The organism is Paenibacillus sp. MAHUQ-45 (assembly GCF_058133325.1).
Window position 1 is genome coordinate 26408 of record NZ_JBYUPV010000001.1, and the last position, 19670, is coordinate 46077.

The window sequence follows — 19670 nt, forward strand, 5'->3', positions numbered from 1 at the left end:
AATGAGGAGGATGAGCGTGGGGGAAAGCATAAAAATCGCCATTAGCCCGGCCATTCAGGTCGGGGGTAGCCTATTCACCCCAAACCAACTCACCAAAATTGGTAGAGTTGTTGGGGCAGACGCAAGGATAGAAATGACAACGTTCAAACAGCTTTATGCAGAAGTACCTGTTGAAAAACGAGAGCTAATCAAGGAAGAGCTTGAGCAAGAGGGGCTAGAGGTGCATCCGGCTGGATTTGTAACCAAAACGCTGATTGCTTGCAACTTCTGTAAGGGGGCCGAAACTGCGGGGCTGGAAATAGCCAAGAAAGTCAACCAGGCGATCGCAGGTCTTGAAATGCCTTCACCCATCAAAATTGGTTATGCTGGTTGTGCGTTAGGGACCAGTGAACCATTGCTAAAGGATATCGGTATTGTCAAAATGCGTAACACCTTTGATATCTATGTTGGCGGTGAAGCAAAAGGGCTGAAAACATCCTTTGCCAAACTATTATGGCCCGATGTGGCAGAAGAGCAATTGGTTACAGTGATCCTATCCTTGCTCGATTTTTATAGGGACAATGCCAAGGGTAAGGAGAAATTCAGCAAGTTTGTGGGACGAATTACTCTCGAGCAGCTTCAACAAATTTTACAATAACAAAACAGGAGTTTCAGATTTCAGCGCATATTTTGCAGATACCCTTAGCATAAGCACTGTTTCTCCATAAGCATTTGCATGCGCATGACTTAGGGCATCAGTTGCTGAGAAGTGCCACCACTTCGAACCCCTCGTAGATGGCGCCCAGGATCAGCAGCACTATCGCGGGGATATACAACCACGCTGTCTCGACAAGCCCGTGCTTGTAGCCCGCCCATCGTGATGTGAACCCATTCGCTTGGGGGGAGAGAACGTATTTGCCAAGTAGGTAAGCACCGAGCATCAGAACAATGTACGCCTGTAGCTCGATGAGCAGTGTCAACGAGTGCGGAAGCAGCACATCCCAGCCTTCATATGGTGCATAGGTCAGGCCGAGGAAGCCGGCGAACAAAGCGTGAATGACGATCCCGGAGAACGGGATTAAGAGAGAGGGTAAGGTAGCCATCCCGAGCGCACCGAAGCACAGGTTCGCGATCAGGATGATTACGGCCAATGTAGGTGCGTTGCCGCTGTCTATTGTTGCCATCACTCCGCCCTGCGCTGGACTCAGTGAGGACACGGAGGCCATTGCATCAACTGAGGCCTTGGCGATGGAAGGGAAAAAATAGCCGAGTATCAGGCCGAGTATCAGTAATCCGTACGTTAATAGGTTGAGCACGAGGTAAGGGCGGATGTTCCGCCCGATGATACCTAGTGGCTTGCGAAGTAGCAGATCTGTGATTTTCATATGAACCTCCCAAGATATTAAAAATGATGAAACCTGCATTCTGTTTACCGACTATATAGTCGGTAATTAGAATATACGTATCTACAGCATATCTGTCAAGGTAATAAAGTAGGATAGCTACCTAATCTCACAATTTTTAGATACACATTCTTTATCAAAAAAAGTGTTGTAAATAATTTGAAATAATGCTATTATCCTTTCCATACAATTCCACTAAGAATAATATGCTATTTCAACCGGACAGCCGGAGATTTCGCTCTTGCGATTTTTTCTGGCTGTTTTTTTCTGCCATGTATCTTAACAGCATTACTAAAGGGAGGTCTTATATTTGGTAAGCAGAAGGTATGAGCAAGAGGAGGGAAACGAATTTCCGGGTAAGACTTACGTGGAAGCCGTGCTAGAACCCGCCTACAATCATGCGAAGCAAGAGCTGCTGTTACCGATGATCGCAGTACATAAAGCGCACCTCGTTATGCTGTTTGAGCAAAGCTTACTCTCCAAGCAGGATGCCACAAACATTGCCAAGGCATTGCTTGGCATTGATAGGGAGCAACTCAGACAAGGAAGTTACAATGGACAATTTGAGGATTTATTTTTTGAAGTTGAGGATAAGCTTCTGAAATTATCAGATAACTCTTCGAGTAATCTGCATCTTGCGCGTAGTCGCAATGATATGGGGATTGCGATTTACCGAATAACGTTACGACAAAAGCTACTTCGAACACTTAGCTCTGCGTTAGAACTGAATGCTAGCCTGCTCTCTTTTGCCGGAAAGCATACGGATACGATCTTTATTGCCCATACCCATACTCAGCAAGCGCAGCCAACTACAATCGCCCATTATATCGCTGCAGTAAGTGATTCACTGGTACGCGATGTTCGCAGGCTTCAGGCTGCATACGCCAATTGTAATTTAAGTAGTCTAGGAGCTGCTGCGCTAACCACTTCAGGTTTTGATATCAATCGTGAACGTGTGGCAGAGCTTCTGGCGTTTGATGGACTTATTGAAAACTCCTATGATGCGGTAAGCGGAACAGATTATGTTGCCGAGATTGCTTCTGGTACACAGCTCGCTGCGATTAACCTCGGACGTTTCGCTCAAGAGCTGTTGCTATGGTGTACGCAGGAATTTGCCGTTGCCAAGGTAGCTGCTCCTTTTGTACAGATCAGTTCGATTATGCCGCAAAAAAGAAACCCTGTTTCGATCGAGCACATTCGTTCGTTATTATCCAGCATTGCCGGGACTTCGCAAACTGTGCTCACCATGATTCATAACACCCCTTTTGGCGATATCGTCGACACGGAAGATGATCTGCAGCCCTATGCCTGGAAAAGCCTTGATACGCTTGAGGCGGTCTATAGACTGCTCTCAAAAGTGATTGATTCCTTGGAAATCAACAATGATGTACTTCATAGACGTGCTGCAGCCAGCTTCGCAACGGTAACGGAACTTGCTGACACATTAGTAAGGGAAGAAGGAATCCCTTTCCGCAGCGCTCACAGCATTGTAAGCAAGCTCGTGTCACAGGCAGTAGAACAAGGGCAGGGAGCCCGCGATTTAAGCCTAGAAGCCCTTAATGAAATAGCTATTGCTACGATTGGAGTTCCTCTCACGCTCAGTGAGGAGAAATTAAAGTTAGCTCTCGACCCTGAGCATTTCGTTCATGTTCGCAAGCTGCGTGGAGGGCCAAGTCCGGTTGAAATCAAACGGGCATTGGAAGCTCAAAATCATAGACTGCATGGCTTGGAGCAATGGCTTAGTGAACGAGAAACACATTTAGCAACTGCCTCAGTACAGCTCGATGATATCCTATCCCATTGGCAATCCCAATAAATGAAAATGGAGTGAGTGAGATGTTTCGCAAATCATTCAAAGTATTTGACATTCATGGACATCTGCCCTACCAGCTTCAATTAGGCGGTAAAAATAGTCATACGCTTATTTCAGGCTACGGTGCCGAGCGCAGTGAACGAATGCGTCTGACATGGGATTTCCCCGAAGCGGTACCTGTGCATGATGGGAGTGACACCACCCCGCTAATTGATCGATGGGTGCAGGAGCTTGATAAATACGGAATCGGTGGACTGAACTTTCTGACAGCTTTAAGCAATGACAATATGGCTGAGCAAATTTCTAGATATCCGGACCGATTTACGGGCTTTGCTTATCATTCGATTGAGGAGGAAGGGGCCGAGGCTGAACTGCGTAGAGCGGTTAATGCGCTTGGACTGAAGGGCTATAAGTTGTTTGGACCGTTAATCTCACGACCCTTTGATGATCCTTCTTTCACCCCCATCTGGAACTTTCTATCTGAAAAGAAATTACCCGTACTCATCCATTTTGGTCTGTTAGGTCATGCGGGAGGCATCGCGCATCATCCCAATATTAGTCCGCTCGCGATTTTTAATACGGCTCGGGATTATCCGGACATTCCTTTCATTATTCCTCACTTCGGAGCGGGATACTTTCAGGAATTGCTGCACCTATGCTGGAGCTGCCCGAATGTATATGTGGATACGTCAGGCTCTAACCAATGGATGCGCTGGATGCCCTATGAGCTAACTTTAGAATCTGTACTTCGCAAAACCTATGAGCTAATCGGACCAGATCGAATCATTTTCGGTACAGATGCCAGCGGTTTTCCTAGAGGGTATCCTTATCGCTACTTACAGGATCAAGTGCGTGCCGCGCGGGATATTCGTATCCCTGAAGACGACATTGAGAAGATATTCGGCAATAATGCGCGGCGCCTGCTGAATTTTGAACAGCTGACTTATGATGGAGTCATTTCAAATCCAAGCTTGTCCAAGCAAGGTTAATGTAGACCATAAAAAAATATAGGAGTGGATATTCATGCAGAATCAAAAAGGGATCAAAACAATCGCAGCCTTGCTTGCCATCATCTTGGTGGCTGCTGGATGCAGCAGTAACAGTAGCGGCAGTAGTAATGATAAAAAAGAAAGCGCAAAGCCGTCCAATGCAGCGAGTGAACCTAAAGCCTCGGAAAAAAGTGAGCCGGAAAAAGAAGTATCCATTGAATATTGGCAATATGAATTTCCAGCCAAGGTGGAGCTGATTGATGAACTCATTGGTGAATTCCAGAAGCTTCATCCTAACATTAAGGTCAAGCAAACCAACTTCCCCTATGACCAATATAATCAAAAGGTAGCCACGCTCGTACCCGCAGGAAAAGGCCCGGATATTATTAATTTGTATTATGGCTGGTTACCGAAATATGTTGCTGCAGGCTACTTGCAGCCACTACCTGAAGATGCCTTCCCTCCTACGGAAATTGAAAACAACTACTATCCGCTAGTTGAAGCTGCCAAAATCGATGGCTCCTACTATGCAATTCCTACCGCAGTACGGACACTCGCTTTATTTTACAACAAAGACCTGCTGGACAAGGCGAACATTAAAGAGCTTCCTACGACTTGGGAGCAGCTTGTAGAAGATTCTATAAAACTAACGGAAAAGGATGCTAAAGGTCAGTTTGTTGTGGAAGGTCTGGCTTGGGAGCCTGGCGCACAGCTGCATCACTGGTATCGTGACGGGCTGCTGTATCAAGCAGGAGGCCAGGATCTAAGCGAGGATCGTCGCAAAATTCTATGGGCTGATACGCCAGCCGGCTTGGAAGCTTTTCAATATTTGCTCGATTTTGCGATCAAGCATAAGGTCGGAATTAATGGCTTCTATGAAAATGATAGCAATGCTTTTATGAATGGCAAAGCAGCGCTCAATATTGACGGTTCGTTCCGTCTAGGCTCTATTAAGAAGGACTTCGCGAATTTGAATTTCGGAGTGGCACCTCTTCCGTCTTATAAAGCCCAGTCAACACCTTCATCCTTCTGGGCCAACGCCATCCCGAAAAACGTAGAAGGGGATAAACTAAAAGCTGCTGCAGAGTTTCTGAAATTTCTGACCAGCAAAGAAGTTCAAGAGAAATGGGTAGACCGGATCGGGGAATTGCCTGCACAAAAAGCAGTAGCAAGTCAGGATCAATATGTTAAGGATGAGAAGCTTGGACCATTCATCTCTCAGCTTGATCATAGCCGTGCGCATTTCTTCATTGATGAAACACAGGAAAAAACACTGTTTGTTGATGCAACCAATGAGGTCTTAGTCAACCATGTTCCTGTAGAGAAAGCCTTTAACGATCTTGTAGCGAAGGTGCAAAAGCTCTACGATGACTACTGGGCTGAGGTCGACAAGAAAAAGTAATAGCAGGATCAGCGGCGCTTAGCTCATAGCTAGCGCCCTGTCCTTCTTAAAGGGAGGAAATATCAGAGATGCTCACACATGTCATCAGACTGACTGCTCGAAAAAGCAGGGAGCTGTTCCGTGTACGTCTTTCCTATAAGACGCAGCGCTACCTGTTTATTTATATCGTGCTGGGTATACCGTTATTGTATTTCCTCAGCACACGCATGATCCCCATTCTGTATGCCTTTAATGTAAGCGTAAGGGACTGGAACTTGCTGTCCTCCGATCAGCCCTTTGTTGGTTTAGGAAATTTCAGCACCATATTCAGCGACGAAATATTTACAAAATCCATTTTAAATACATTCAAATTTGTTGTTATTGGCGTCCCAGGACAGCTCATTGTTGGTCTGGCTGTCGCACTACTGCTGCAAAGTATCCATCGTTTTCGGGGCTTTTTTCGAACGATCTATTTTATTCCCTATGTAACAAGCATTGTTGCCGTTAGCTGGGTATTCCGTTGGATTCTCATGCGTAATGGCTGGTTAAATGAAGTGCTGCTACAGTTAGGGATAGAGCCGCAATTATTCCTGCAATCCCCACGCCAAGCGCTGATCCTTGTTACATTAACGATGATTTGGCAAAGTATCGGCTTTCAAATGCTAGTGTTCATGACTGGGCTGGAGGCGATCCCGCGAATGTATTATGAAGCTGCGTCGATCGACGGGGCCAGCGCATGGCGAAGATTTGTGCACATTACGCTGCCTTTACTGAATCCGGTAATCACCTTTTCAGCAGTGATTGCTGTCATCTCCTATCTACAATCCTTCGGACAAGTGCTGAGCATGACCAACGGAGGACCTTTAAACAGCACAACAACGATGGTGCTCTACATTTATAATTTAGCGTTCCAGCAGTTCAAGATGGGTAGGGCAGCGGCGGCAACAGTAGTGTTATTCGCGATCATATTCGTGATCACCCTGCTGCAATTAAAAGTCTTCAATAAAAAAGTAGAATATTGATCGGAGGCCGGTCCAATGACTTCAACAAGAGAAATCCAAGCGGGCAATAGATTTCCCATTAAGAAGCTTCGTACACTATTGGTTTACTTATTGCTCATCATCGGTGTCGGGATTATGCTATTTCCTTTTTTATGGATGGTCGCCACTTCCTTTAAAATTCCACAGGATGTATATAATCTTCGCTTGATCCCAGAGACGATAACCTTCGATAATTATGCTGCGATTTTTAAAAAGGCTCCGTTTGGTGACTGGATCAAAAATACACTGATAGTTTCTCTAATTGCCACCGCTACAGTGGTCATTTTTGATACGGCGGCAGGCTATGTGCTCGCTAAATTTTCTTTTGCCGGCAAGCAGCTTATTTTTATCATCATTATCAGTACGATCATGGTGCCAACCGAAATGCTTATTATTCCATGGTATTTGATTGCCAATGAATTTGGGTGGTCAGACACCTATTGGGGCGTGCTGTTCCCAAGTATTATTACAGCCTTTGGGATCTTTCTTATGCGGCAGTTTATGGACTCGATCCCCTCTGAGCTGCTGGATGCCGCCCGCATCGACGGTCTTAATGAGTGGCGCATTCTTCTTAATATAGCGATTCCACTTGTGAAGCCTGCTATCGTTACCTTAATCATCCTTACCTTTATCGGGAATTGGAACCAGTTCATCTGGCCGCTGATCGTGCTGCAGACCGAAGAGAAATTCACATTACCTGTCGGGATTGTGTATTTCTCCAGTGAGCTTAAGGATACAAGCAATTGGATTCTGATTATGGCCGGAACCACGGTTTCAATTGTGCCGCTGATCTTGTTATTCCTTATCTTCCAAAAGCAGATTATACGCGGAATAGCCCTAAGTGGTATGAAATAAGAAAGTAAGGGTGATAACGATGAGCGAAGAAAGTCGTCGAATGATACTAAACCTCGTTCTGCAAAACTCTGGTTCCCATAAAGGCGCCTGGCGTCATGAAAGCACGCGGTTACATGATATTCACGATATCAAGCAATATCAGCGAATCGCTCAAAAAGCTGAAGCTGCCCGCATCGACTCGCTTTTTATTGCAGATGGTCTATCTATTGAAACTTCTGCGGTCCAATATAGCCCAATCTTTGGTTTCGAGCCTCTAACCTTGCTGGCATCAATCGCTGCTGTAACGGAGCGGATTGGTTTAATCGCGACTGTCTCCACCACCTTCAACGAACCCTACAATGTAGCCAGATTATTCTCATCTCTCGACCATATTAGCGGTGGCCGGGCGGGTTGGAACATTGTCACGACAGGCGTGGAGCGAACAGCGTTCAACTTTGGCCTGCCAGGGTTACCCCCTCATGCTGAGCGATACGAACGTGCCCATGAATTTACAGACGTAGTATTAAAGCTATGGAATAGTTGGGAAGCTGACGCAATCGTGCAGGACAGAGCATCAGGGGTGTATGCACAGGTTGATAAGGTCCACGATATCCATCATGAGGGAAAATATTATTCCGTGCGCGGCGCATTGAATCTTCCGCGTTCACCGCAAGGCAGACCGCTTCTGATCCAAGCCGGTGCCTCAGAGGACGGCAGGAATCTTGCGGCTGAGTATGCAGAACTACTGTTCACGATTCAGCAGTCCATTGACGATGCCCGCCTTTTTTACAAAGACATTAAAGACAGAACTGTCGCAGCGGGACGTTCCCCGGAGCAGATTAAAATACTGCCTGCCCTTCATGTCATCGTCTCTGAAGATGAGGAAGATGCCCTTCAACTCGCTGCTGAGCTCCAGCAGCTTGCCCCGATCCAAAGAGCGGTGATGTCATTATCCAACCTGCTTGGCATTGATTTCTCAGGATATCCGCTGGATGAGCCGTTCCCTCCGCTGCCTGATCGGAATGGGGGCAATGCTTATCAATCCTTTTATCAAATGGTGCAAAAAGTGGTGGAGAATAGGGCGGTTACCCTGCGCGAGCTGGTTCAGAAGCATTGGGTTGGGCATGGGCAGCTGAACATTGCAGGGACACCCAAGCAAATCGCTGATATTATGGAAGAATGGTTTATAAGTGGTGCCGCCGATGGCTTTACGGTGATGCCCGAACTGGCTAGCGGGGGAGCAGAAGCTTTTCTGGATCTGGTTGTTCCTGAATTACAGCGCCGCGGCTTGTTTCCAACAAGCTATACAGGGCAAACGTTACGAGAGAATTTAGGCTTCGAGCCACTTTAATTGTAGAGGGGAGTTTGTTATTTTGACTGAGCAACATTCATCATATCCCAATGGGCATTTGCTTGTAGATAGCGAATGGCTGGTAGAACATAGAGGTGGGCAGGATCTGGTACTGCTTGATGCTAGAGCAAATAACTACGAAATCTCGCATATTCCGGGTGCCTACTGGCTGAATGTCAAAGCATTAAAAGTACCTGCCCAAAAAACGATTGTTCCCAAAGAGCAGCTGCAAAAATGGTTAGCGGACTTCGGCATCACTAATGATTCAACGATTATCATATATGACGAAGGCAGCAATGTGCTTGCTACGAGAGCCTTTTATGTTCTTGAGTATTATGGGCTGCGAGATCAAGTGAAGCTTCTGAATGGCGGGTTTGCGGCATGGACTGCAGGGGACTATGAGATCTCTAGCATTCAGCCATCACCTCGTACGGAGGGTTCGATAAGTCTAACGGCCACCCCAGATCTCATTACTTTCAAAGAAGATATTCAGGCTGGACTTCAAAATGCTACTCTGCTCGACACACGCAACATTCTGGAGTATATCGGTGAGGATAAGCGAAATAACCGCAAAGGGGGCCGTATTCCCGGCGCCGTTCATAAAGAATGGCGTGACGCACTTAAGGATCCGGATGAGCATGGAATTATTGTCTTTAAAGATAACGCCACTTTGGAAAAGGAGTTTGCCGAAGCTGGTATTCAGCGGACCCAGACCATTGTTCCTTACTGTCAATCCAACCAACGCGGGGCACATACTTATTTTGTGTTACGTTTACTTGGATATCCTGATATCCGTCCGTATGAAGGATCTTGGGAAGAATGGGGGAATGATGAGTATACGGAGATTGAGCTATTGAGTAAAAGCTAAAAAGGAAGGGTCATCGGTACCTCCGAAAAGGGTAAGCGTTAAGATACCTGAAGGAGAGGATACCGATGGCCTATTTTTATAAGGTGAAAAGTTTTAGTTCAGATGGGTATGACTTAGAGTCTCGAGATGCAGTTAATCTACTACTTGGCCTATTACTTTTTGTTTCTAAAAGGTTGGAAGAAGGCACGAATGTCGCGTACCATCGCCTCCGGCTCTTCCAATGCCGTAAAATGCCCACCCGAAGGCATGGTGGTCCAACGAGTGACATTCAGATTCTGCTCTGTCCAGGATTTAGGAGGCAGTAGTATATCCTCGGGAAAAATAGCCATCCCTGTCGGAACTTCAATTACGCCGAGTGGTGGCAAGGAATGTGAATTTTCGTAATACATACGTATTGAAGATCCAATGGTGTTAGTCACCCAATAGATCATAATATGAGTCAATAGCTCATCCTTGCTGTATTTCTGGCTCAAGTCACCTTTACAATCGCTCCATGCACGAAATTTCTCCACGATCCAAGCTGCCACACCTACCGGTGAATCGGAAAGTCCATAAGCAAGGGTTTGAGGCTTGGTCGATTGTATGGATATATAGCCAGCTTCTTGTGACATCCACTCAGCAGCTTTTTTCTTATATGCTAGCTCTTCTTCAGTAAGCTTCGACTCATCCTGGGCAATCATGAGATTTCTTATAATACCAACATCTGTTAGGTGGATGCCAAATAAAAGTTCGGGATGACTTACTGCCAGATATCTTGTCACACCAGAGCCAATATCTCCGCCTGCAGCGGCAAATTTTGTGTAGCCTAATTCTTGTGTCATCAGTTTAGCCCACAACTGGGAAACCTTAAAATTGTTGAAGCCAGGCTGAGTAGGGCGACTTGAGAATCCGAATCCAGGCAATGAAGGGACAATGACGTCAAAAGAGTCCTCAGGATTACCTCCATAACTAGCGGGATCCGTGAGGAGAGGGATAATCTTTTCATAACGCAGGTAACTGTCGGGCCATCCATGGGTAAGAATAATCGGTAGAGGGTTGGGTCCTTTACCGCGCTCGTGCACGAAATGTACATCTATCCCATCTATATTGCAGCGAAACTGGGACAAGCGATTCAACTTTGATTCTTGTGCCCGCCAGTCGTAATGATCTCTCCAATAGGAAACAAGTGATTGTAAATAATCTAAATCTGTTCCTCTCTCCCAGCCCAACTCTTCTAATTGATCAGGCCAACGGATATGCTGCAGCCTGTACTTCAGATCGCTCAAGACCTCATCGGAGACATGAATATGAAATGGTGCAACAGTCATCATGATTTCCTCCCTTTTTGTTGATTCACAACGTTATTATATCCATGGAGGGGGTGTGATACACTGTTATAAGTGAAGCATTTAACTATACTATTTGATAGGTGATGGCAATGCCACAAGTAGATCGACACAAAAAACGTACCGTAAACATAGAGTTTGTAGCCGTGGAGGATTTTGGTGCTCTCCCATATCCGGAGCGTTATACGCTGATTTTTATAACATCTGGAAGGATCAAGGGGATGCTAAACGGGCGTCCTATATCTATTAGTGCTCCCGGTATTCTGTGCTTGGCTGAAGATGATCAGGTGCAGGTGGTTGAAAAGATGGATGCATCTGCGCAATCCTTTAGTTTTCATCCGGCATTTCTTAACACCACTACGCTTTCCGAAACGAAAGAGTATTTTCCCGCACGGCCAAGTATACAAACAGGCCTTTCCCTTTTTCAAAGTAATGATCTATATAGTGGAGTGCCTCGTGTAACGGAAAAAGCATACCCGCTTTTGTTTGAATGGTTTTTCATCCTTGGTATGGAAGTGCAGGCACAAAGTGATGCGCTCTGGGTGTGCAGAATAAAAAAGTATCTCATTCAAATTTTGGGGCTGCTGGAGGAATTGAATCGGAGTAACGAGCAATCGCCTGTCGATGTAGTGCTAGACTACATTCACACGAATTATCCGCGAAAGATTTCATTGGAGGATTTGACGAGCTGTGTTCATTTGAACCGTGTAACGCTAAATAAAAGGTTTCAGGAAAGATGCGGGAATACAGCGATTGGTTACTTGCTTGCCTATCGTTTAAAAGTTGCAAGTGAGCTCCTGACACACACAGATATGAGCCTTAATGAAATTGCACTTGCTACCGGATTTGAGTATGATACCTACTTCATCAAGCAGTTTACAGCTAGAAAAGGGATTTCGCCGACGACGTATCGGATCACCTCCCGTAAATTCGCCAGTGCTCAATAAGCAGATTCTTCGGTGGTTTGGATGGTTGAATTAATAGTAAATATCAGTCGTGTTACGATAATTTTGTTAACTATTTAACAATATATTGCAGGAGGTTGGACATTTCACGATGAGTCATCCGGTCGAAATTAAACAATATATATATGGATTGTACTGGAAAAGCGCTCATTTAAGTGAGCAGTATGGAAGTCTGGAGTTTAGAGAGTTTTTGCAAATGTCCAAAGAACAGGGGATTTCCGAATATCCTGCTAATCTTACAGCTGTACACGTCATTGACTGTATTGGCAATAATGAGCCCATCAACAATACAGCCCTTGCCGAAAAAATGGAATTAACGAAAGCAAGTATAACAAAAATAACGACCACATTATTGGAAGATGGTTTTATTAAGCGTATCCGTCTTAATGATAACAAGAAGGAAATCCATTTCAGATTAACGGCAAAAGCGCAGGAATTATATGTACTGCACGGAAAGTTGCATAAGCAGGAGCAAGACCGGTACTTCCGATTTCTAGAACGTTACACTAGTGAAGAATTAAATTTTATCAAGCGACTGTATCAAGACATGATTGATGAATTAGAGGAAAGAATGATAGAGAGAAAGGCCATTGATTGAGGAATCTCATGAACCGTGGTCTGACGGGAACTGAGGTAACCCAGATACTTTACGAAGAATAAGAATATGATATAGAGAGTACCATGATTACTTTGGAGTGAGTAGGGATGTTATGAGATCAGAGAGCAGTTTCAAGTTAACTATATATTCCTATGAGATAGGGGCAGTGTTAAAAGAGTACTTGAAGTGATTACAGCATATAAAAAAGTCACCTTTAAAAAGGTGACCTTTTAACAATATTCGGAAATCGGGCAAAAGGAAAAGTGATCAGTATCCCTTTGATTATAATTCTTATCTGGATAGATCAAATGGTGGTAGTCGATGAATATAGGGAACATAATGTTGGAATCATAATTATAAAGAGCAAACATTCTAATACCTTCAATTCCGATTTGCCAGTACTTCACTGAATGTTCAGCATCAGGATCTAACAAACTTTTCCCATGTATTTCTTGCTCAATTTGTTTTACTAAAGGGAGTTTATCATCAGGTACTCTATGGCAGTGTTGAAATTGATAATTTGTCTTGAATTTTATTGAATCCCAATTATCGCTCACAACGGGTATTAGTTTATTTAAGATATGAACGATTGATTCAGCAAATTCATGAGGATCTTTAAGCATATTTGTAAAATCTCTTAAGCGAACTCCACTAAGCCAGTTTGGATAAGAAAAATCAAAGGTTAATTTTATACTTGCCCCAGAGGGGGTCTTGTTGTTTGTAACTTCTTTTTTAGTCTCATGGGTGTTTTTAACTCTTCCTCTTGGCATTCTCTTTATGCCTCCAGGCGAGAAACGTAGCATTCGAAAATATCTTCATCTGACAAGAAAAAATGTTTGAAATAATTTTTTATCCATGATAATATATTTAATTCAAAAAAATCAAAATATCCATAGGTGCCTGTGGATAAAATAAATCCTTTCAGTGATTATAGTGACGGGTCTTTGTTTTTACGTTCGAGTACTTCATTTACCGGGACTCCAAGATGAGAGTAGATATTAGCAATTTCCCCTATAGTAAAAAAGTCGATTTGAAATAACAATTTTGAGTTATGGCGCAGTGAGCCTATCAAAAAACGGATGCTGTCCTTCATTGAGGATAACACCCGTTTTTTGGCATATACATGCGGTTATAATCAAGAGAATTGAATCTATATTACTTGGCGATTTTTGCGAAATATTCTAAGGTTCTAACCAGTTGCGCGGTGTAAGACATTTCATTATCGTACCAGGCTACGGTTTTTACTAGCTGCTGGTCGCCAACGGTTAGAACTTTTGTTTGCGTAGCATCAAAAAGAGAGCCGAATGTCATTCCCTTCACATCGGAAGATACGATTTGGTCTTCTGTATATCCGTACGTTTCTGGATCAGATGCTTCTTTCATAGCAGCATTCACTTCATCAACGGTTACGGTGGTGTTCAATACGGCTACGAGTTCTGTTACAGAGCCTGTTGCCACAGGCACACGTTGAGATGCACCATCAAGTTTGCCCTTCAGTTCAGGAAGAACGAGGCCAATGGCTTTTGCCGCACCAGTGGAGTAGGGAACAATATTCTCTGCGGCAGCACGTGCTGCGCGGAAATCACCTTTTGCGTCTGGAGCGTCAAGGGTGTTCTGGTTGCCTGTATAGGCGTGAACGGTTGTCATCAACCCGGATTGAATGCCAAACTTATTGTTCAGAGCATTAGCCATAGGAGCCAGACAGTTCGTTGTGCAGGAAGCGCCGGAAATGACGGTTTCTGTTCCATCCAGTATTTCATGGTTGACGTTATACACGATGGTCTTCATGTCGCCTGTTGCCGGAGCGGAAATAACGACTTTCTTTGCTCCGCCTTTCAGGTGAAGCTCAGCCTTCTCTTTGGTAGTGAAGAAACCTGTACATTCTAGTACGATGTCTACGCCAAGCTCGCCCCAAGGGATTTCATCAGGGTTACGGGTAGCCAGCACTTTAACTTCTTTACCGTTAACCGCAAAGGCTCCATCATGAACTTGGATGTCACCATGGAAAGTGCCTTGCGTAGTATCATATTTGAGCAGATGAGCCAGCATTTTTGCGTCAGTCAGGTCGTTGATGGCTACAACTTCGATATTATCCAACTCTTGAATTCTACGAAAAGCGAGTCTTCCTATCCGCCCAAAACCATTAATACCTACTTTTACACTCATTGAATAGTCCTCCTGTTTTCGTTCGAAATCCATTCCACATTAGTATTTCCAATAGAACTTAAAGGTAAGCACTGCGCCAAAGCCAAACAAGTTTGCCTTTGGATTGGGTTTGTTTTAAAATGAAAAAAAAGGTACCGATCGGTATCTTTATTATAACAGGATTTAATACATTGGCAAGGCTTCGGCCGTAAAATTTGATATAATGTTTGATTAGAATAAGATCATTCGGAGGAAGCTATGAAAAAAGGAGATCGAACAAGAGAGCATATTATTATGAAATCGGCAGCAATCTTTAATCAGCGAGGATATGCCGGTACATCATTAAACGATATTATTGCCGACACCGGAATTAAGAAGGGGGGCATCTATCGACATTTTGCCAGTAAAGATGAAATTGCGCTTGAAGCCTACAATTACGCTGCCAGTTTGGTTAGCGGGAAATTTGCTGAGGCGGTCGATCAAGAGAAGTCTGCGTCAGGACGGTTACTTGCTTTCTTTCGTGTGTATGAAGATGTTGTTGATAACCCGCCATTTATTGGCGGATGCCCGATGCAGAATACAGCAGTAGAAAGTGACGATACGCATACGGAGCTTCGTGACCGGGCAAGACAAGGGCTGCATACCTATTTGGATATGATGAAAAGTATCATTCTTGACGGGATAAATAGTGGGGAGTTTAAAGAAGATCTGGATGGTGATGCACTTGCTTCATTTGCTTTTTCCTTGCTCGAAGGAGGCATTTTGCTCAGCAAGCTGGATGGGGATAATAAGCATATGCAAATTAATACAGCATGCTTTGCGTCCTATTTGCAGAATTGTTGTTTAAAGACTAAATAACCAGAGGTACCGGGTAAGTCGGAACGCAAAGTGTGAGAGGTCTTGTGATGTTTGCATGATTGGGACAGTGTAGAAAGTACATTAGATAGTATATCTAATGTACTTTTTTTATTTGGACATTAATCGAACAGGCCTAAAATGAAGAGTACATTTCCGTAATCATATTCATAGCTTCTTTAGTAATTACTAATTTCTCATAATTCAAAATGGTATATACATTAAGGGAATCAGCTACGGCAGTTTCTACACCAGGGATATTATTGGCACTTTTAAATACAATAGGGTCCATCGATGGTTTAACGATCAGGGATTTTTTAGTTGCTCCAAGGGCATTAAGCATAGCGACAATAGATTTTGTTCTGTAATTCTCTAATTTGATCTCATCTACAACAATAAGTTCCTGGTTCTGTATTTTACTAGATAGTGCAGATTTAATAGCAAGTCGCTTAACCTTTTTATTAAGTTTGTAGCTGTAGTCGCGAGGTTTGGGAGCGAATACAACGCCTCCGCCACGCCAATGTGGCATACGAATTGAACCTGCTCTAGATCTATCAATTTTATTCTGCTTATACGGCTTTCGGCCACCTCCTCGTACTTCACCGCGTGTTAATGCGGATTGTGTTCCTCTGCGTTTATTTGCCAGATAGTTAACAACTGCTTCATGCATAACAGACTCATTGGGAATAATACCGAAAATGGATTCTTCAAGCTCCATTTCATCAACAATATTACCCTCCATATCAAAAACATTGACCTTCAACATTGTTCTTTCCTCCAGACTGTAAACAGTCACGATAGATTTAAGAATATCAGTGACTTTTAATCGAATGAATAACGATATTTGTAAGGTTAACAGATAAAAATTACATAAACTATACACAAAATGGCTCTGTCTTATTTGGTATAACAACGAGGATTAGCTGTAATAAAAAAGCCACCGCAGCCCTAAAGTTAGGGCGTGCCGATGGCGAAATTGGTTATACATTTAGTCTGATTTGCTATAAATTATCTTTCTTATAGCATAAACCGAAAGGCAGTATACTTCGGCAAGATCTTGAATCGAAGCACCGGAAGTATAGGCTTCTAGGATTTCACGATTCCGGTTATCAATCTCTTCTCGCGAACCGGATCGTTCTCCCCAATGTTTATGCTGATCTTCTATTGCCGGAATGTAGATATACTCACCATGAACGAAATCCTGCAATTTTAAAATTAATTCTTTTGGGAGAATTTTATTAGCGTTGATATATCTCATGTAAGTTCACTCCTTCCGTAGAGTTGTCCGCATGCTGCATCAATGTCCGTTCCGAATTGCGTCCGCACAGTGACTTTAATTCCTTTTGATTTTAGAATGCTGACAAATCTTTGTACCCGCTCCTTGTCCGATTGATGAAAGCTCTCAGACGTCACGTCGGTTGCATTGTAGGGGATCAAATTAACATGATATAAATGTTCCCACGGCCCTCTGTTCTTTAACAAAGCAGCAATAGCTTCTGCATGCTCATTGGAGTCGTTCTCTCCTCGAAGCAAAATATAGGCAATATATACTTTTCTGCCTGTAGCGCAAATGTGCTGATCCAGTTTGTTCAACACATCATTAAGAGGAAATCGGTTGTTAATAGGCATTAGCTTACTGCGCTGCTCGTCGATTGGAGAGTGCAGAGAGAAGGTAAGGTTAACCTGCGGGAATTCCGTAGTCAGACGATCGATACCCGGCAGAATTCCGATGGTAGAAACAGTAATTCTTCGATGGCCTAAGGCGAAAATCCGTGGATCAGTTAGCATCTTAAGCGTGTCGAAGATGTTGGGATTGGCTAACGCCTCGCCCATGCCCATAAATGAAACACTATCCAAGGCATGACCATTTAGATGGAAATATAACAATTGATCGGTTATTTCATCAGCTGTTAGATTTCGCTTCAAGCCAATTGTCCCCGTAGCACAGAAGCTACAGCCATACCCGCATCCGCACTGACTGGAAATACAATATGATTTCCAACCGCGCTCATAGCTTAATTGAACGGCTTCAATATGTTCACCGCCATGAATAGCAAAAAGCACCTTGTTCACTTGCGTAGATGTTTTTTGAATGACTGGGGTTAAGCCCAAAACCTGTTCACCAAGATTTTTAATCAATTCTTTTCTTATCTCTTTAGGTAATATAGTCATTCGATCATACTCGCCGATTCTTTGCTTGAAGATGGCGTCTGCAATTTGTTGAAAACGATATGCGGGTTGTTTTAATCCAGTCAATATCTGCTGTATCATTTCGTATTTCGAAGTTGATTTCATGTGTTTTTCTCCTCTTGAGCCGGAGAAAATGTCCTATATCGAACATGAACATTAACCAACTAGTTATAATCCACGAAGCTTGTAGCTAAGTTGCTATGTGCATCTATCAATAGATGGAAAATGCTCCGGCATCCGTTTAATTTGATCGTGAACCGTGCCAACGGATAATGAACGGTTCACTTGTACATGTACAACCTCAAACATTTTTAAAGCCTCCTTAAGATAAAAATCTATGGCTGCATTACAGTCTCATAAATTCAGTGGTGATGTCTTTCAAAACAAAATGGGCTACAAGAAAGTTTCCCTTCTTGTAGCCCAAATAATTACAACTATTCCTTAAAACGTGATGGATTAGTAATGTAAAGCTTTGAGTGAAGAGAATAAGTAACTTCCTTGCCTAAAAAGAATAAAACAAATGATGTTTTATCTTCTCTAACTAAGCAAGAAATTTTACATTACTCTCCTCAACCCCTGTCAACAAAGTTGCTGATAGTTTAGCACAGCACCCCTTTTTTTTCAATCTATATAAGACGAATGAAAGAAATTAACAGAGGGCGGGGAGGAACGAAGGGGGAGGTTTGGAACTGTAGGAGCGTAGCGCTCGTCTGAAAGCTTTCTGCAGGAAAGCTCGCATCGGAAGCACAGGCTGTCTCCGGATTTTATCCGCGAATAGCGGTATAATCAGAAAAATCTGGAGACAACAACGGCCGGAAGTCCAAACATTCCACCGTAGTGACGACCAAGCCTTGAGTGAGAATCTAAAATTCGTCTTATATAGGAACCCTGAAGAATTTTTGTTATAGAAGACTTAATGATTAGTTAAGAAAGTTGTAATGGGCGTTTAATTTCAATTGAAAAGGGCTTGTTCTACAATTCAACTGTAAGCAAAACACAGAAGCATAAAACTTTTGAGGAGATGACGAAAGATGAAATTATTAGCGACAACAACAGCAATAGTGGCCTTATCCATAGCTTTGGCGGGTTGCGGAGTAGCTAACACAGCATCTAACAAAGCAACTAACACATCCACTACTGGGAATGCGGCCGCAACAGCGACGGCAACCACCATGCCGAGCTCTGACTCACCTGATAAAGCAGCTTCTAATGCCAATGCAGGGACCAATCAGGAAACTACTGCAATGATGGTGAAGTATGGCATGCTCAGCGGCAGCAACAAGCAAATATCAGAAGGTAATGTGGAAATCAAGGATGGCAAGGTCATGCTGACGAATTTCAAAACCTCCGAAGGACCAGACCTCCATATCTACCTGACGAAGGGAAAAGATGTTCAGACGGGTAAGAGCTTGGGCAAGATTGATCTGAAAAAGAGTGAGCAGACCTTTGACTTGGCGGGAGCTATTCTGAATGATTATGATTCCATTATTATCTACTGCGATAAAGCACATGTTACATTCGGTACAGCAGATTTGACCGACACACCAATGGATAAACCAGCAACATCTTCGGCAATGGGCACGAAGACGGGCATGCTGAGCGGCAGCAACAAGCAAATATCAGAAGGGAATGTAGAAATCAAGGACGGCAAGGTCATGCTGACGAATTTCAAAACCTCCGAAGGTCCAGACCTCCATATTTACCTGACGAAGGGAAAAGATGTTCAGATGGGTAAGAGCTTGGGCAAGATTGATCTGAAAAAGAGTGAGCAGACCTTCGATCTGGCAGGCGCCAATCTGAATGATTATGATTCTATTATTATCTACTGCGACAAAGCCCACGTGGTATTTGGCACAGCAGATCTCAGCTAAAATAACAATTTTGGGTACCATACTGATTTTAAGGATGGTACCTTTTTTTAAAAGGGGATTCTA

19 protein-coding genes are annotated in these 19670 nt (G+C 43.6%); 12 read left to right on the top strand and 7 right to left on the bottom strand.

Going from position 1 to position 19670, the window contains the following annotated elements; translation table 11 throughout:
- Positions 1 to 16 precede the first annotated feature (16 nt).
- Positions 17 to 637, top strand: a complete 621-nt coding sequence (locus tag AC3Y23_RS00130; RefSeq protein ID WP_379194375.1) for a nitrite reductase — start codon at positions 17 to 19, stop codon at positions 635 to 637.
- A 97-nt stretch (positions 638 to 734) separates the two neighbouring features.
- On the opposite strand, the gene AC3Y23_RS00135 is transcribed toward AC3Y23_RS00130, so the two are convergent.
- The gene (locus AC3Y23_RS00135; RefSeq protein ID WP_379194377.1) at positions 735 to 1364 is read right to left on the bottom strand and encodes a hypothetical protein; all 630 of its coding nucleotides are present in this window, start codon (positions 1362 to 1364) and stop codon (positions 735 to 737) included.
- A 328-nt stretch (positions 1365 to 1692) separates the two neighbouring features.
- Here AC3Y23_RS00135 and argH point away from each other — a divergent pair, with 328 nt between their 5' ends.
- The 7 genes from argH (at position 1693) to AC3Y23_RS00170 (ending at position 9658) form a co-directional block, all read left to right on the top strand.
- A complete protein-coding gene (gene argH, locus AC3Y23_RS00140; protein WP_379194379.1) occupies positions 1693 to 3198 on the top strand; it encodes an argininosuccinate lyase in 1506 nt (501 codons plus the stop codon).
- Positions 3199 to 3218: 20 nt separating this feature from the next.
- Positions 3219 to 4184, top strand: coding sequence for an amidohydrolase family protein (locus AC3Y23_RS00145; protein ID WP_379194381.1), 966 nt, complete (start codon positions 3219 to 3221; stop codon positions 4182 to 4184).
- Positions 4185 to 4218: 34 nt separating this feature from the next.
- Positions 4219 to 5586: a sugar ABC transporter substrate-binding protein gene (locus tag AC3Y23_RS00150; RefSeq protein WP_379194383.1), complete on the top strand. Its 1368-nt coding sequence runs from the start codon at positions 4219 to 4221 to the stop codon at positions 5584 to 5586.
- 68 nt (positions 5587 to 5654) lie between these two features.
- Complete coding sequence (locus tag AC3Y23_RS00155; RefSeq protein ID WP_379194385.1) at positions 5655 to 6587, top strand: carbohydrate ABC transporter permease; 933 nt, start codon at positions 5655 to 5657, stop codon at positions 6585 to 6587.
- A gap of 15 nt (positions 6588 to 6602) precedes the next feature.
- Positions 6603 to 7460 (top strand): carbohydrate ABC transporter permease, encoded by an 858-nt coding sequence (locus AC3Y23_RS00160; RefSeq protein ID WP_379194387.1) that lies wholly within the window; start codon positions 6603 to 6605, stop codon positions 7458 to 7460.
- A 19-nt stretch (positions 7461 to 7479) separates the two neighbouring features.
- Entirely contained in the window at positions 7480 to 8790 is a 1311-nt protein-coding gene (locus AC3Y23_RS00165; RefSeq protein ID WP_379194389.1) for an LLM class flavin-dependent oxidoreductase, read from the top strand.
- 22 nt (positions 8791 to 8812) lie between these two features.
- Entirely contained in the window at positions 8813 to 9658 is an 846-nt protein-coding gene (locus tag AC3Y23_RS00170) for a sulfurtransferase (protein WP_379194391.1), read from the top strand.
- Between the two features lie 152 nt (positions 9659 to 9810).
- Here the strand turns inward: AC3Y23_RS00170 and AC3Y23_RS00175 are convergent, their stop codons facing one another.
- Positions 9811 to 10965, bottom strand: a complete 1155-nt coding sequence (locus tag AC3Y23_RS00175; RefSeq protein WP_379195702.1) for an epoxide hydrolase family protein — start codon at positions 10963 to 10965, stop codon at positions 9811 to 9813.
- A 104-nt stretch (positions 10966 to 11069) separates the two neighbouring features.
- On the opposite strand from AC3Y23_RS00175, the gene AC3Y23_RS00180 reads away from it, so the two are divergent.
- Both AC3Y23_RS00180 and AC3Y23_RS00185 read left to right on the top strand, forming a co-directional pair.
- Positions 11070 to 11930, top strand: coding sequence for a helix-turn-helix domain-containing protein (locus AC3Y23_RS00180; protein WP_379194393.1), 861 nt, complete (start codon positions 11070 to 11072; stop codon positions 11928 to 11930).
- A 109-nt stretch (positions 11931 to 12039) separates the two neighbouring features.
- On the top strand, positions 12040 to 12546 hold the full coding sequence (locus AC3Y23_RS00185) for a MarR family transcriptional regulator (RefSeq protein WP_379194395.1): 507 nt from the start codon (positions 12040 to 12042) through the stop codon (positions 12544 to 12546).
- A 230-nt stretch (positions 12547 to 12776) separates the two neighbouring features.
- On the opposite strand, the gene AC3Y23_RS00190 is transcribed toward AC3Y23_RS00185, so the two are convergent.
- On the bottom strand, positions 12777 to 13316 hold the full coding sequence (locus tag AC3Y23_RS00190) for a hypothetical protein (RefSeq protein WP_379194397.1): 540 nt from the start codon (positions 13314 to 13316) through the stop codon (positions 12777 to 12779).
- Positions 13317 to 13701: 385 nt separating this feature from the next.
- Complete coding sequence (gap, locus tag AC3Y23_RS00195; RefSeq protein ID WP_379194399.1) at positions 13702 to 14712, bottom strand: type I glyceraldehyde-3-phosphate dehydrogenase; 1011 nt, start codon at positions 14710 to 14712, stop codon at positions 13702 to 13704.
- Between the two features lie 237 nt (positions 14713 to 14949).
- Here gap and AC3Y23_RS00200 point away from each other — a divergent pair, with 237 nt between their 5' ends.
- Positions 14950 to 15549 carry a TetR/AcrR family transcriptional regulator gene (locus AC3Y23_RS00200; RefSeq protein WP_379194401.1) on the top strand — a complete coding sequence of 200 codons (600 nt, stop codon included), beginning with the start codon at positions 14950 to 14952 and terminating at the stop codon, positions 15547 to 15549.
- A 133-nt stretch (positions 15550 to 15682) separates the two neighbouring features.
- On the opposite strand, the gene rplD is transcribed toward AC3Y23_RS00200, so the two are convergent.
- The 3 genes from rplD to AC3Y23_RS00215 all read right to left on the bottom strand — a co-directional run bounded on the left by rplD (position 15683) and on the right by AC3Y23_RS00215 (position 17841).
- Entirely contained in the window at positions 15683 to 16312 is a 630-nt protein-coding gene (rplD, locus tag AC3Y23_RS00205; protein WP_379194403.1) for a 50S ribosomal protein L4, read from the bottom strand.
- Between the two features lie 222 nt (positions 16313 to 16534).
- Positions 16535 to 16804: a CD3324 family protein gene (locus tag AC3Y23_RS00210; RefSeq protein ID WP_379194405.1), complete on the bottom strand. Its 270-nt coding sequence runs from the start codon at positions 16802 to 16804 to the stop codon at positions 16535 to 16537.
- Positions 16801 to 17841: a Cfr family 23S rRNA (adenine(2503)-C(8))-methyltransferase gene (locus tag AC3Y23_RS00215; protein WP_379194407.1), complete on the bottom strand. Its 1041-nt coding sequence runs from the start codon at positions 17839 to 17841 to the stop codon at positions 16801 to 16803. Before AC3Y23_RS00215 ends, AC3Y23_RS00210 begins: the two co-directional genes overlap by 4 nt.
- Before the next feature lie 926 nt (positions 17842 to 18767).
- Here AC3Y23_RS00215 and AC3Y23_RS00220 point away from each other — a divergent pair.
- Positions 18768 to 19607 carry a DM13 domain-containing protein gene (locus AC3Y23_RS00220; RefSeq protein WP_379194409.1) on the top strand — a complete coding sequence of 280 codons (840 nt, stop codon included), beginning with the start codon at positions 18768 to 18770 and terminating at the stop codon, positions 19605 to 19607.
- Positions 19608 to 19670: the final 63 nt, after the last annotated feature.